This is a genomic window from Pseudomonas sp. MWU347, assembly GCF_017947305.1.
Lineage (GTDB): Bacteria > Pseudomonadota > Gammaproteobacteria > Pseudomonadales > Pseudomonadaceae > Aquipseudomonas > Aquipseudomonas putida_A.
The window spans coordinates 86,954-99,391 of sequence record NZ_JAFGZB010000006.1 but is presented as its reverse complement, the minus strand read 5'-3'; the positions used below and the strand labels follow the sequence as shown (position 1 = coordinate 99,391).

Here is a 12,438-nt window from a genome sequence, read left to right as displayed (position 1 = left end):
ATGAAACCTCACGCCACAGCGATCAATCAGCGCCTGTTACGCGGTCAGACACCGTCGTATGAACGCTTGCAGGCGCGTCTGGCCGAAGACGGCAGCGAACTCGGCGCCGACCCCATTGCCGTGCACTGCGGTTGGGGTCGGCTGCTGATCGGCCACACTTTCCCTGACCCGGCGACGCTGGCGCAGGAACTGCTCAACGAGCAGCCCGGCGAACGCGATATCGCCCTTTATGTCGCCGCACCGCAGCAGATTCTCGGGCTGGAACCGACGCAACTGTTTCTCGACCCATCCGATACTTTGCGCCTGTGGTTCAGCGATTACCGCCAGGCCACCCGCGTGTTTCGCGGCTTCCGCATTCGCCGCGCGCAAAGCGAAGCGGACTGGCAAGCGATCAATCTGCTGTATCAGGCACGCGGCATGTTGCCGATCGATGCCACGCGCCTGACCCCGCATCATCAGGGCGGCCCGGTGTACTGGCTGGCCGAAGATGAAGACAGTGGCGCGGTGATCGGCAGCGTCATGGGCCTCAATCACCAGAAAGCCTTCAACGATCCAGAACATGGCAGCAGCCTGTGGTGCCTGGCGGTGGATCCGCAGTGCTCGCGGCCCGGTGTCGGTGAAGTGCTGGTGCGGCATTTGATCGAGCACTTCATGAGTCGCGGTCTGAGTTATCTGGATCTGTCGGTGCTGCATGACAACCGTCAGGCCAAAAATCTTTACGCCAAGCTCGGTTTTCGCAACCTCTCGACCTTCGCCATCAAGCGCAAGAACGGCATCAATCAGACGCTGTTCCTCGGGCCCGGGCCGGAAGCCAACTTCAACCCTTATGCGCGGATCATCGTCGAGGAAGCGCACCGGCGCGGCATCGACGTGCAAGTGGACGATGCCGAAGCCGGGCTGTTCACCCTCAGCCATGGCGGGCGCCGGGTACGTTGCCGCGAATCGTTGAGCGACCTGACCAGCGCGATCAGCATGAGTCTGTGCCAGGACAAAAGCCTGACCCACAAAGTGTTGAAAGGCGCCGGCCTGAAGCTGCCTTCACAGCAACTGGCGGGCAACGCCGACGACAACCTGGCGTTTCTCGACGAGCATCAGCGTGTGGTGGTCAAGCCGCTCGACGGTGAACAAGGCCAGGGCGTGGCGGTGGATCTACAGAGCATCGAAGAGGTGCAGCAGGCCATCGAAGCCGCCAAGCGTTTCGACAGCCGCGTACTGCTGGAAAGCTTCCACGAAGGCCTCGACCTGCGGATTCTGGTGATCGGTTTTGAAGTGGTGGCGGCAGCGATTCGTCGTCCCGCCGAGGTGGTCGGTGACGGCCATCATTCGATCGGTGCATTGATCGAGGCGCAGAGCCGGCGTCGGCAAGCCGCTACCAGTGGCGAGAGCAAGATCCCGCTGGATCACGAAACCCAACGCACCCTGCACGCGGCCGGGTATGACTACAGCAGCATCCTGCCGGCGGGCGAGCACCTGTTCGTGCGTCGCACGGCCAATCTGCACACCGGTGGCACGCTGGAGGATGTCACGGCAATTCTGCACCCGACGCTGGTCGATGCCGCCGTCCGCGCAGCGCGGGCGCTGGATATTCCAATGGTTGGCCTCGACTTGATGGTGCCGGCGGCGGATCAGCCGGAGTACGTGTTTATCGAAGCCAATGAACGCGCCGGCCTGGCCAATCACGAGCCGCAGCCGACGGCAGAGCGCTTTGTCGATCTGTTGTTTCCGCACAGTCAGCCGGCTGTTTCTTGATTCCGAGGTGTCAGGACTGACGCCTTCGCGAGCAAGCCCGCTCCCACAGGTTGAACGCATTCCAAATGTGGGAGCGGGCTTGCTCGCGAAGGGGCCGGATCAGGCACTACAAATCTTTCCCCTCATCGAAACCATCGATGCGCCTCAACTCATCAGGAGTTTCCATGACCACTCAAATCCCGGAACCGGATCTCAACTACCTGCAAAAAGTCCTGCTGGAAATGCTCGCGATTCCCAGCCCCACCGGATTCACCGACACCATCGTGCGTTACGTCGCCGAGCGTCTGGAAGAACTCGGCATCCCTTTCGAGATGACCCGTCGCGGCACGATCCGCGCCACGCTCAAGGGCAAGAAAAACAGCCCCGACCGCGCCGTCTCCGCGCACCTGGATACCATCGGCGCCGCCGTGCGTGCAGTGAAAGACAACGGCCGTCTGACCCTGGCCCCGGTCGGTTGCTGGTCGAGCCGGTTTGCCGAGGGCAGCCGGGTCAGCCTGTTCACCGACAATGGCGTGATACGCGGCAGCGTGTTGCCGCTTATGGCCTCCGGGCACGCGTTTAACACTGCCGTAGACGAGATGCCGATCAGCTGGGATCACGTCGAGCTGCGTCTGGACGCCTACTGCGCGACCAAGGCCGATTGCGACTCGCTGGGCATCAGCGTCGGCGACGTCGTGGCGTTCGACCCGCTGCCGGAGTTCACCGACAGCGGTCACATCAGCGCCCGTCACCTCGACGACAAGGCCGGGGTTGCGGCATTGCTCGCTGCGCTCAAAGCCATCGTCGAGAGCGGTCAGGAGTTGATGATCGACTGTCACCCGCTGTTCACCATCACTGAAGAAACCGGTAGCGGTGCGGCGGCGGCATTGCCATGGGACGTCAGCGAATTCGTCGGCATCGACATCGCGCCGGTCGCGCCCGGCCAGCACTCCAGCGAACACGCGGTGAGCGTGGCGATGCAGGACTCCGGTGGCCCTTACGACTATCACCTGTCGCGGCATTTGCTGCGTCTGGCCGGTGAAAACGAACTGCCGGTGCGGCGCGACCTGTTCCGCTATTACTTCAGCGACGCGCATTCGGCGGTGACTGCCGGGCACGATATCCGCACCGCCCTGCTCGCCTTTGGCTGCGACGCGACCCATGGTTATGAACGTACGCACATCGACAGTCTGGCGGCGCTCAGTCGTTTGCTCGGGGCGTACATTCTGAGTCCGCCGGTATTCGCCAGTGATGCGGCGCCGGCCAATGCTTCGCTGGATCGCTTCAGTCACCAGATCGAACATGAGACACAGATGGAGAGCGATACGCGAGTGCCGTCGGTGGACAGTCTGGTGGGGCAGCGCTCCGACAGTTGAATCCTTGTTATCTGAACTATGGCTATCGCGAGCAGGCTCACTCCTACAGTTGGAATGCATTTCCTTGTAGGAGTGAGCCTGCTCGCGATGAGGCCGGTACAAACCACACAAAACTGGCAGCCAGCCACCAATCGCCGTAGCATCCCGCCATTGATTTAGCCGAGGTGCCCATGCTGATTCCCTACGACGCTCTTGAAGTCGACACCCTCACCCGCCTGATCGAGGACTTCGTCACCCGCGACGGCACCGACAACGGTGATGACACACCGCTGGAAACCCGCGTGCTGCGCGTGCGCCAGGCGCTGACCAAAGGCCAGGCGCTGATCGTCTTCGACCCGGAAAGCGAACAATGCCAGTTGATGCTCAAACACGATGTGCCCAAGCATCTGTTCGACTAGCGGACCTTTTCGGTGACCTGTTTGCGCTGGATCCGCTGATAGACTTCAGAACGGTGCACATTGACCTTCTGCGGCGCCTCGACACCAAAGCGCACACTGGAGCCGTTGACTGACAACACGCGCACGGATATGTCGTCACCGATGGAAATCAACTCGCCCACTACACGGCTGAGTACAAGCATGGAATTTATCCTTCAGGGTTAGCCAGCCCTGAAGATGCGCGGCGGACGCCCGCTCGACAATACGTCGTGAGCAATTCAGTCTTGCCCTACACCCACGAGCGCTGCGCCCGTCAGACGTTTCCTGCAAATCGCTAAACAGCCTCGCCTCACGCAGCGGAAAAGCGCGGACCGAACAGAATCACGCTCGCGCCGATCACGCACAGCGCCACGCCGATCCAGTCCGAACTCAAAGGGCGAACGCGCTCGACCACCGCCAGCCAGCCGATCGACGCGACGATGTAGATTCCGCCATACGCGGCATAGGCGCGCCCGGCGTAAGCCGCTTCGACGCGGGTCAATAACAGGGCGAACAGGGTCAGGCTGAGCAGCGCCGGGATCACCCACAAGGCACTTTTGCCCTGACGCAGCCACATGAAAAAGGCGAAACAACCGGCGATTTCAAACAGCGCCGCGAGGAAGAACCACAGGTAATTGAGCATTGATGCGTCTCGACAGGGTGACCATTGCGGCCACCCTAACGACGCAACATCCTCGGGGCAAGTTCAGCCGTTGGTTTGTCTGGCCTTGGCGCGCATTTTATCGGCCATGGTGGTCATTTCGTTGTAGATCAGTTGCGGGTTCTTCTGTTTGATCGCCCAGGCCATGCGCCCCTGCTCGTGCGGCAGGATCATGAATTCGCCGGCAGCCACTTGCTGGTAGATATAGTCTGCAATGTCGGCAGCCGTGATCGGCGAACTTTCCAGCAACTTGCCGACTTGGGCTTTCATGGCCGGGGTCGGGCCACGGAACGAGTCGAGCAAGTTGGTCTGGAAGAACGACGGGCAGACCACATGCACGCTGACTTCCTGCTGCGCCAGTTCGATCAGCAAACTTTCCGACAGCGCCACTACACCGGCCTTGGCCACGTTGTAGTTGCTCATCGCCGGGCCTTGCATCAGTGCAGCCATCGAAGCGATGTTGATGATCTTGCCTTTGCTCTGTTCGAGCAGCGGCAGGAACGCCTTGCAGCCCTTGACCACCCCCATCAGGTTGATCGCGATCTGCCAGTCCCAATCCTCCAGCGACAGTTCGCTGAAGAATCCGCCGGACGCCACACCGGCGTTGTTGACGATGACATCAATGCCGCCGAGCTTCACCTCGCAAGCCTGGGCAAACGCGGTGAGCTGGCTGTAGTCACGCACATCGCAACGTTGGGTGAAACCGTCACCACCGGCCTCGCGCACCCGCTTCAGGGTTTCCTGCAGGCCAGCTTCGCTGACGTCGGACAAGGCCAGCTGCCAGCCTTCACGCGCCCAGCGCAGCGCGATTTCGCGACCCAAACCTGAGCCCGCACCCGTGATCATCATGCGATTTTGCATAGCAGACAGCCTTGTTGTTCCGTAGGAGATGCACGGAGTGTAGCGAAGGAACACTGGCCACCCACGCTCCATCAGATTGCTGAATACAGGATCAAAAGATCGCAGCCTTCGGCAGCGCCTACAGGGAATTCATGTAGGCGCTGCCGAAGGCTGCGATCTTTTGATCTCGCGCTTTAAAGGAAATAAACGAGTAATCCAAATACATTAAAAAAACATTGAATTTTCTTTCATTCACACCAGTCGGAATTTGTAAGCCGTCTGGAATTAGTTAGCCTCCAGTCGCCCTTGAACACCAAGTCTTCTCGAACGCTATAAACAAGGAAATCGACATGGGCACAATTCTTATCATTATCCTGATCCTGTTGCTGATCGGTGGTCTGCCGGTCTTCCCGCACTCCAGAAGTTGGGGTTATGGTCCTTCGGGCATTATCGGCGTGGTGTTGGTGGTGCTGTTGGTCTTGCTGTTACTTGGCAGGATATAAAACCCCAAGACAAAAAAAAGAGGCCCTCAGGGGCCTCTTTTTTATGCAGCGGTTTTATCAGTCCGGCTTGCCGTTGATCACACCGGCGGTGTTGTCCATCAGGCTCTTGGTCGCCGTTTGCAAGAACGCTTCCAGCTTGAGCTTCAGTTCGGCGGTACGCGGTGCGTCCGGAATGATCTCGGCAGAAGGGTTCGCGCCCAGTTGGTACTGGTAGATCTTCGGCGCCATTTCCTTCTCTTTCGGCAGCACCAGGATCTGGTCGGCAGTGACGATGGCGGTGGTCTGCTCGCTGCCCGACGGCTTGATCACACCGAAACCGGTGTCGCCGGCCGGGAGATTCAGCAGGTCACGCCCCCAGCACTGATGACGCACTTCGCCACCCAGACGGCCCATGATGGTCGGCACGATGTCGATCTGCGTACCCACGGTGTGGTCACGGGTGCCGAATTTTTCCTGAATGCCCGGGGCGATCATCAGCATCGGCACGTTGAAGCGGCCCAGGTCCATTTCGGTGATCTGGCGTTCGTTGCCGAAACCGTGGTCACCGACGATGACGAACAGGGTTTCCTTGAAGTACGGCTCTTTGCGTGCCTTCTCGAAGAACTGACCCAGCGCCCAGTCGGCGTAACGCATGGCGGTCAGGTGTTCGTTGAGGCTGCCACGATCGGTCACGCGCTCCACCGGCAATGGCGTCGGCAAGGCGTACGGCGTGTGGTTGGACAGGGTTTGCAGCAGCGCGTAGAACGGCTTGCCGTTTTCCCGTGCCTTCAGCTCCTGCAGACCACGGTCGAACATGTCCTGGTCGGACACGCCCCAGGTCGGATCGGAGAACACCGGATTGACGAAGTCGTTACGGCCAACGAAGTTGGTCATGCCCTGGTTACTGAAGAAGCCCGACTGGTTGTCCCAGGCGAAGTCGCCGTTGTAGACATACACGTCGTCATACTTGCGCGCGCTGAGCAGCTGCGGCAGACCGGACAGCTTGTGGCTGCCTTCCGGGGTCTGCATCAGGTATTCGAAACCTGGCAGGTTCGGGAAGCACGCCATGGTCGCAAACATGCCCTGGTGGGTATGGGTGCCGTTGGAGAAGAAGCGGTCGAACAACAGGCCTTCCTTCGACAGTTTGTCGAGGTAAGGTGTGATGTTGCCCGGTGCGCCCAGGGCGCCGACCGAGTGACCGGCCATGCTTTCCATCAGGATCACGACCACGTTCTTGATCGGCAGGGTCTTGTCGGCCGGTGGCGTGTAGTCACGACGCACGGCGGCAATGTCGGCATCGACCAGTTTGTCGTCCGGCATCACCAGCATCTCGCGCACCACTTTCTGCGCCTGTTCCTGCGGCAGCGTGGCTTTCCAGATGTTGTTGCGATCCTCGCCCATGCGGTCTTTGGCAGCGGCGATCAGCGACAGCGTGCCGTTGAGGCCGAGCTGGTTGGCGAAGTTCGATTCGGTGGTGTACACGTCACCCCAACGCAGCGGCGGGCCCTGACGCAGGGTGCCACGTGCGGCTACGACGCAGATCAGCAGGCAGACCACGAACACCGCCAGGCGGGTGTACCACGGCGCCACCTGACGGGTGCCGACGTTGCCACCGCTGAACGGGCCGCGTGGACGGGTCGCACGGTCGGCGCCCTTGAAGGCCAGGGTCAGGATCACGGTGCCGATGACCCACGCCAGCAGGTAACGCACTACCGGGAAACCGTACCAGAGCATGCTCATCACGGTTTTCGGGTCTTCCTTCACGTACTGGAACACCAGGCCGTTGAGGCGCTGGTGGAACTCGCGGTAGAAGTCCATTTCCATCAGGCCGAGGAACAGCGCGATGCTCGACGCCACGGTCAGCCACAGACGGAAGAAGCCACGCGCAGCCATCGCCCGCGCACTGAACAGTGCCAGCAGCAGCGGAACGCAGACGTAGACCACCAGGCGCAGGTCGAAACGCAGGCCGTTGGCGAAGGCTTCGAGGAAGGTCGAAGCCGGGGTATCGAGGATCATCTCGCGGTTGTAGACCAGCAGCGCGAGGCGCAGCACGGAAAACATCACCATCATGACCAGGGCACACAGCAGCGTGTAGGCCAGATGCGATTTGACGGTCGGTTGCAGCAGGCGAGTGGAAGATCGCTGCTGATTCAGGGCGTCCGGGTTTGCCATGTCGTTTTAGGACCCATTGGAAGTTGAAGTTGCAAAATACAGCGGCGCCATGCCCTCTTTTGGCCATTCCAGGCCCCGGGGCGTGCGCGGTGCGCAAATGTTGCACGATCAACGGCAGCATTGCCATTGATTACTGCCCCATTGCCCGACTCTTTCATACAAGCATTCGGACGGGGGACAAACCGAGTTGCGCGGGCGAATTGTCTGGAACACTTTGTGAAAATTTCGTCCAACGCATATCTGGAAACACAATATAACGACAAAACAAAACGCCCCGATTCGGTCGGGGCGTTTTGCTGTCAGCGCGAAGAATTACTTCTCGGCGCGTTCTTTCAGGGCTTTCAGCGTATTGAACGGCGCATCGACCACGAACTTGTTGGCGATCATGCTCGGCACGCTGCCGCCGGGCTCAGTGTGCACCTGATAGGTCACTTCGACTTGATCACCTTTGGGTACGAACTTCCAGAACCCTTTGACCTGAGCGACACGGACAAAGCCTTTCTCTTCGGGAAGGTACTTCGGCACGCCTTCGAGGTTGCGGGTCAGGCTGCCATCGGCGCCCTCAACGGTGGTGATGTGCAACACCGAATCACGCGGGGTCACTGGCCACGGCGTATTGAATTGGGTATAGGTCCAGCTCTGATCGCCCTCGTGCTTGAGCAGTTTCTGGGTTTTGCATTCGTGAATCCAGGCGCAGGCTCCGGCCACGTCTTCCTGCAAGGCACGCAGTTTGGCAACGGTGGTCTTCATCAGGGCAACACCCTGATAGGACTTGTAATCGGAACCCGGCACTTCGGCCAGCGAGACCTTGATCCCGTCCTGTTCCTTGGCGACCTTCCAGTCTTCGGCCTGAGCCATCGAAGTAGCCAGCACAGCGGTCAAACCACACAACACAGCGATACGATGCAGCGAACCCATAGTCTTATTCCTTATTGTTGAAGTTCCGTTCGTTTGACACATCACGCCGCCGTCATCTGCTCCCACCAGCCGATCAGTTTGATCGCTTCCTCGGAGCTGCTGCCACAGACTTCGACATCGGCGGCAAATCCTGAACAGACCGCCGGACGCTCCGGCTGACCGAAAATGCTGCACAGGTTTTCGACCGAGAGTTGCACGCAACGTTCGCCGGCAGGTTTGCCGTTGGGCATGCCCGGAATGGCAGAGCTGATGGAAGGGGCAATGCAGCAAGCGCCACAGCCTTCACGGCATTTCATGACGAGCAAGTCCTCGCGACGGGCAATGTGTTAAAGAGACACGGACAGAGTAACCGCTAAAACGGTTGTTTCAAATTCCCTGGACCGGGGTTTTTACCGATAACTGAATGTGACTGACCAGTCTCCGACAAAGCGTCTGGTTCGCGGGTCACGGCTCGATTGAATTTATTGCTTGAACTCGAAATCCAGCGCAGCGCCTTCAATATCGCGGCGCTCTTCGTTGCGCAGTTGCAACTGCATTTCGTTGCTGAGCAGGCGGCCGTTGAGCTGGAAGCCGCTGTTCTTCTCGCCGAACATCTGCGGCAGGATCGCCTCGTGTTTGGGCATCGACACAGTACCGGCAGGTTTGAGTTGCTGAACCATGTCTTTGGGCAGGCTCAGGTCCAGTTTGGCCGGCGGCAGTCTGGTTTTAGCCACCTCACTGGCCGATTTCGACTTGGAAGCGACCGGGGGACGCTTTTTCACCGGGGCGGCTTTCTTCTGTGAGGCTTTCTTAGCCGGTGCTTTTTTATCCGCAACGGCTTTTTTGCTCGCGGCCGATTTGCTTGCCGGGGTGGACGTTGCGGGCTTTTCCTGAACGGCAGCTGCCATGACACCGGGCGCATGGCCCATCGTCAACACACCAAGCAAAATCCAGACAGCAGGCAAAATCGCTTTCATGAGCCCCACAACACTAACGGCAGAGGGCCATATGCTCGCCTGTTGAGTGTCACAAGACAAGCACGGTGCGCCACTCGTTCAGAAACCGCCTGCGGTTTCCTGACACAGTTGAGTCGCCAGCAAACCGAGGGTCATCAGCGCCCTTTCCGCCTCGCGATTCCACGGCGTGCCGCAATTCAGGCGGATGCAGTGGTTGAACTGCTCGGTATTACTGAAGATCAGCCCCGGCGCAATACTGATGCCCTGCTGCAAGGCGCGGACATGCAATTCCTGGGTATTGACCCTGCCCGGCAGACTCACCCAAAGGATGAAACCGCCCGTGGGCCGGGTCATTTGCGTACCCTCGGGGAAGTACTGCTGCACCGCCAGCTGGAACGCGCTGAGGTTTTTCCGGTATTCCTGGCGGATGTACCGTAAATGCCGGTCATAACCGCCATTTTCCAGATAAGCGGCAATCGCCATTTGCGTGACGCTGCACGCCGAATGCGTGGTGAAGGTCTGCAGACGCTGGATTTCCTGCTGATACTTGCCGGCGATCATCCAGCCGACCCGCACGCCCGGCGACAAGGTCTTGGAAAAACTCGAGCAGTAAATCACCCGGTCCAGCCGATCGTAGGCCTTGAGGGCTTTGGTGCGGCCCTGTTCGAACATCAACTCGCCATAGATGTCGTCTTCGACGATCTGGATATCGAAGTCCGAAGCCAGGCGCAGCAGTTGTTTCTGCCGCTCTTCCGGCATGGTGCCGCCCAGTGGATTGCTCAGCCGGGTGGTCAGCACCAGCGCCTTGATCGACCATTGGTTGGCGGCCAGTTGCAAGGCTTCCAGGCTCATGCCGGTGGCCGGGTCGCTGGGAATCTCGATCACTTTCAGGCCCAGCAGGTCGGCCAGTTGCAGCAGACCGTAATAGGTTGGCGATTCGGCGGCGATCAGGTCGCCCGGACGAGTCAGCACCCGCAGCGACATCTGCAGCGCATCGACACACCCGTGGGTGATCACCACTTCTGAAGGATCGACGACGACCCCGGCATCGCGCATGCGGATCGCCACTTGCCGACGCAGCGGTTCGAAACCCGGGCTGAACATGTAACTGAACGCGCGCGGACTATGGAAACGGGTGACCTTGGCCAACTGCTGATGCAATGCGCGCACCGGGAGGTAATCGACACTCGGCACCGCCGCGCCCAACGGGAAAACCCCCTCGCGCCGCGATTCGACCAACACTTGCTGAATAATGCTGGCGCGGGTGACCAGGCCTGGGCGTTCGACCCGGGCGATATCCGGTGTCGGCGCCGTCAGGGCCGGGGTCTGGTGCACGTAGTATCCGGACTGCGGCCGTGCGCGGATCAGCCCCTGATCCTCGAGATTGGCGTAAGCCTGCAACACCGTTGCATGGCTGACATTGAGCTGCGAACTCATCTTGCGCACCGACGGCACGCGTTCGCCGGGCTGATAGACACCGCGCCGGATATCTTCCGCCAGTTGTTGAGCAATACGTTGGTAGAGCAAGAGGTTGGTCATGACGCAGCACTCGATTTCACGGGCATTTTATTCTTGTGTGAAACAATACCGGAACAGTTTAGAAGTGTACTGGGACAGTTGCCACCATAGTCGACCGTACAGTGCAGTGTCAGCTACAACTGTACGGATTTGCGCGCTATTCGACAGACGTAAAAAAGCCCGGCGCTGCATGACAGGCCGGGCTTTCCAGAGACGCAGCCCTCAGCGGGCGGCGCCGAGCTGGCCTTTTTCGTCGGAAAACACAATTTCCACCCGACGGTTCTGTGCCCGCCCGCGCTCGGAAGCGTTGGCGTCCACCGGGTACTCGTCGCCGTAACCTTCGACCTGAATGCGCTTGTCCTCGATACCCAGGTCCATCAGCACATCGGCCACCGCCTGCGCACGATCACGCGACAGCTTGAGGTTTTCCTGCTTGCCGCCGGTGCTGTCGGTGTAGCCCTCGATGCGCACCACGCGTTTCGGGTTGAGCTGCAGAAACTGCACGATCTTCAGCACCACGCGATTGGCCGAGTTCTTCAACTCCGCCTCGCCAGTGTCGAACAGCACGTCCCCGAGGGTCATCACCAGACCGCGATCGGTCTGTGTGGTGGCGAGCGCGACGATCTGTTCTTCGAGCCACTTGCCCTGCTGCTGCACGCTCAGCAGTTTGGACTCACGCAGGGCCAGTTGCAGGCGCTGGCGTTCCAGCTCCAGCTTCGCCGCACGCTCTTCGTTGAGCACCAGATTGGTGTGTTCGCGGGCGATTTCGCTGTAACGCTGACTCAGGTAGGCGTAATGCGCGACATCCCAGCCGCTGCCCCAATAGGTCGACAGGCGATCAGCACGGGCCAGCGATTCACCGGCGCGGATCACGTCCTTGGGCGCGATACGCAGCACATTGGAATCTTCCTTGACCTTCTGGAAGTCGCTGCTGGCCTGCTGCAAGGCGGCTTCGCTGTGTTGACCGGCGCAACCGTAGAGGCTTGCACAACCGGCCAGAATCAACCCGCCGAGGGCTTTGGACTTGAAGCTCATTGGGCATCTCCCAGTTGCTTGCGCAGACGGATGATGCGGGTGTTGAGCACATTGAGTTGCTCTTCGCTCTTTTGCGTCAGCACTTTGGCTTCGGCCAGACGCGCATCCAGCTCGGCCTGTTCGGCGCGCATGCGGGCGTTCTTGAAAGACTCGTCGGTCATGTTGCCCTTGGCCCGGTTGAACTTGTCTTCGGCCAGTTTCATTTCCGGCAGTTCATCGGCGGTCGCACCGACAGCTTTGGCCTGGGTGATGGCCTGCTCGGTCAAACGCATTTGCTCATTGGGCGCAGGATCGTTGGCGCAGCCGGCCAGGGCCAGAACGGCCATGGCCGCGAAAAGAGGTCGAATACTCACTAAG

The 12,438-nt window shown here is 59.9% G+C and carries 14 protein-coding genes; 4 read left to right on the top strand and 10 right to left on the bottom strand.

What is annotated here, in order from left to right:
• The 3 genes from ngg (at nt 1) to KCG87_RS14690 (ending at nt 3,502) form a co-directional block, all read left to right on the top strand.
• The gene (ngg, locus tag KCG87_RS14700) at nt 1–1,749 is read left to right on the top strand and encodes an N-acetylglutaminylglutamine synthetase (RefSeq protein ID WP_135296320.1); all 1,749 of its coding nucleotides are present in this window, start codon (nt 1–3) and stop codon (nt 1,747–1,749) included.
• A gap of 164 nt (nt 1,750–1,913) precedes the next feature.
• Nucleotides 1,914–3,104, top strand: coding sequence for an osmoprotectant NAGGN system M42 family peptidase (locus KCG87_RS14695; protein ID WP_027612398.1), 1,191 nt, complete (start codon nt 1,914–1,916; stop codon nt 3,102–3,104).
• A 170-nt stretch (nt 3,105–3,274) separates the two neighbouring features.
• On the top strand, nt 3,275–3,502 hold the full coding sequence (locus tag KCG87_RS14690) for a YheU family protein (RefSeq protein WP_003192759.1): 228 nt from the start codon (nt 3,275–3,277) through the stop codon (nt 3,500–3,502).
• Here KCG87_RS14690 and csrA read toward each other — a convergent pair.
• The 3 genes from csrA to KCG87_RS14675 form a co-directional block, all read right to left on the bottom strand.
• Nucleotides 3,499–3,684, bottom strand: a complete 186-nt coding sequence (csrA, locus tag KCG87_RS14685) for a carbon storage regulator CsrA (RefSeq protein ID WP_027612397.1) — start codon at nt 3,682–3,684, stop codon at nt 3,499–3,501. The two genes, KCG87_RS14690 and csrA, sit on opposite strands and share 4 nt — an antisense overlap.
• Before the next feature lie 146 nt (nt 3,685–3,830).
• A complete protein-coding gene (locus tag KCG87_RS14680) occupies nt 3,831–4,163 on the bottom strand; it encodes a YnfA family protein (protein ID WP_135296321.1) in 333 nt (110 codons plus the stop codon).
• A gap of 63 nt (nt 4,164–4,226) precedes the next feature.
• Nucleotides 4,227–5,042, bottom strand: coding sequence for an SDR family oxidoreductase (locus tag KCG87_RS14675; RefSeq protein ID WP_210558194.1), 816 nt, complete (start codon nt 5,040–5,042; stop codon nt 4,227–4,229).
• Nucleotides 5,043–5,365: 323 nt separating this feature from the next.
• On the opposite strand from KCG87_RS14675, the gene KCG87_RS14670 reads away from it, so the two are divergent.
• The gene (locus KCG87_RS14670; RefSeq protein WP_169432680.1) at nt 5,366–5,524 is read left to right on the top strand and encodes a DUF3309 family protein; all 159 of its coding nucleotides are present in this window, start codon (nt 5,366–5,368) and stop codon (nt 5,522–5,524) included.
• Between the two features lie 57 nt (nt 5,525–5,581).
• On the opposite strand, the gene KCG87_RS14665 is transcribed toward KCG87_RS14670, so the two are convergent.
• From KCG87_RS14665 to KCG87_RS14635, 7 genes are all read right to left on the bottom strand, one after another.
• Complete coding sequence (locus KCG87_RS14665; RefSeq protein WP_098964992.1) at nt 5,582–7,675, bottom strand: LTA synthase family protein; 2,094 nt, start codon at nt 7,673–7,675, stop codon at nt 5,582–5,584.
• A gap of 312 nt (nt 7,676–7,987) precedes the next feature.
• Complete coding sequence (locus KCG87_RS14660; protein ID WP_027612394.1) at nt 7,988–8,593, bottom strand: START domain-containing protein; 606 nt, start codon at nt 8,591–8,593, stop codon at nt 7,988–7,990.
• A 41-nt stretch (nt 8,594–8,634) separates the two neighbouring features.
• Entirely contained in the window at nt 8,635–8,889 is a 255-nt protein-coding gene (locus KCG87_RS14655; RefSeq protein ID WP_041069283.1) for a YkgJ family cysteine cluster protein, read from the bottom strand.
• Between the two features lie 165 nt (nt 8,890–9,054).
• Nucleotides 9,055–9,549 (bottom strand): translation initiation factor 2, encoded by a 495-nt coding sequence (locus KCG87_RS14650; RefSeq protein ID WP_098964993.1) that lies wholly within the window; start codon nt 9,547–9,549, stop codon nt 9,055–9,057.
• Between the two features lie 78 nt (nt 9,550–9,627).
• Nucleotides 9,628–11,067, bottom strand: coding sequence for a PLP-dependent aminotransferase family protein (locus tag KCG87_RS14645; RefSeq protein WP_003226969.1), 1,440 nt, complete (start codon nt 11,065–11,067; stop codon nt 9,628–9,630).
• A 201-nt stretch (nt 11,068–11,268) separates the two neighbouring features.
• Nucleotides 11,269–12,081, bottom strand: a complete 813-nt coding sequence (locus KCG87_RS14640) for an OmpA family protein (RefSeq protein WP_134787057.1) — start codon at nt 12,079–12,081, stop codon at nt 11,269–11,271.
• Nucleotides 12,078–12,434: a DUF4398 domain-containing protein gene (locus tag KCG87_RS14635; RefSeq protein ID WP_047598756.1), complete on the bottom strand. Its 357-nt coding sequence runs from the start codon at nt 12,432–12,434 to the stop codon at nt 12,078–12,080. The genes KCG87_RS14640 and KCG87_RS14635 overlap by 4 nt, the downstream gene beginning before the upstream one ends.
• Nucleotides 12,435–12,438 lie beyond the last annotated feature (4 nt).

Excerpts from the sequence above, each read along its gene's own strand:
- KCG87_RS14680 (WP_135296321.1), bottom strand. The coding sequence starts at position 4,163 with ATGCTCAATTACCTGTGGTTCTTCCTCGCGGCGCTGTTTGAAATCGCC.
- KCG87_RS14690 (WP_003192759.1), top strand. The coding sequence starts at position 3,275 with ATGCTGATTCCCTACGACGCTCTTGAAGTCGACACCCTCACCCGCCTG.
- csrA (WP_027612397.1), bottom strand. The coding sequence starts at position 3,684 with ATGCTTGTACTCAGCCGTGTAGTGGGCGAGTTGATTTCCATCGGTGAC.
- KCG87_RS14665 (WP_098964992.1), bottom strand. The coding sequence starts at position 7,675 with ATGGCAAACCCGGACGCCCTGAATCAGCAGCGATCTTCCACTCGCCTG.
- KCG87_RS14660 (WP_027612394.1), bottom strand. The coding sequence starts at position 8,593 with ATGGGTTCGCTGCATCGTATCGCTGTGTTGTGTGGTTTGACCGCTGTG.
- KCG87_RS14650 (WP_098964993.1), bottom strand. The coding sequence starts at position 9,549 with ATGAAAGCGATTTTGCCTGCTGTCTGGATTTTGCTTGGTGTGTTGACG.
- KCG87_RS14640 (WP_134787057.1), bottom strand. The coding sequence starts at position 12,081 with ATGAGCTTCAAGTCCAAAGCCCTCGGCGGGTTGATTCTGGCCGGTTGT.
- KCG87_RS14675 (WP_210558194.1), bottom strand. The coding sequence starts at position 5,042 with ATGCAAAATCGCATGATGATCACGGGTGCGGGCTCAGGTTTGGGTCGC.
- ngg (WP_135296320.1), top strand. The coding sequence starts at position 1 with ATGAAACCTCACGCCACAGCGATCAATCAGCGCCTGTTACGCGGTCAG.
- KCG87_RS14645 (WP_003226969.1), bottom strand. The coding sequence starts at position 11,067 with ATGACCAACCTCTTGCTCTACCAACGTATTGCTCAACAACTGGCGGAA.
- KCG87_RS14695 (WP_027612398.1), top strand. The coding sequence starts at position 1,914 with ATGACCACTCAAATCCCGGAACCGGATCTCAACTACCTGCAAAAAGTC.
- KCG87_RS14655 (WP_041069283.1), bottom strand. The coding sequence starts at position 8,889 with ATGAAATGCCGTGAAGGCTGTGGCGCTTGCTGCATTGCCCCTTCCATC.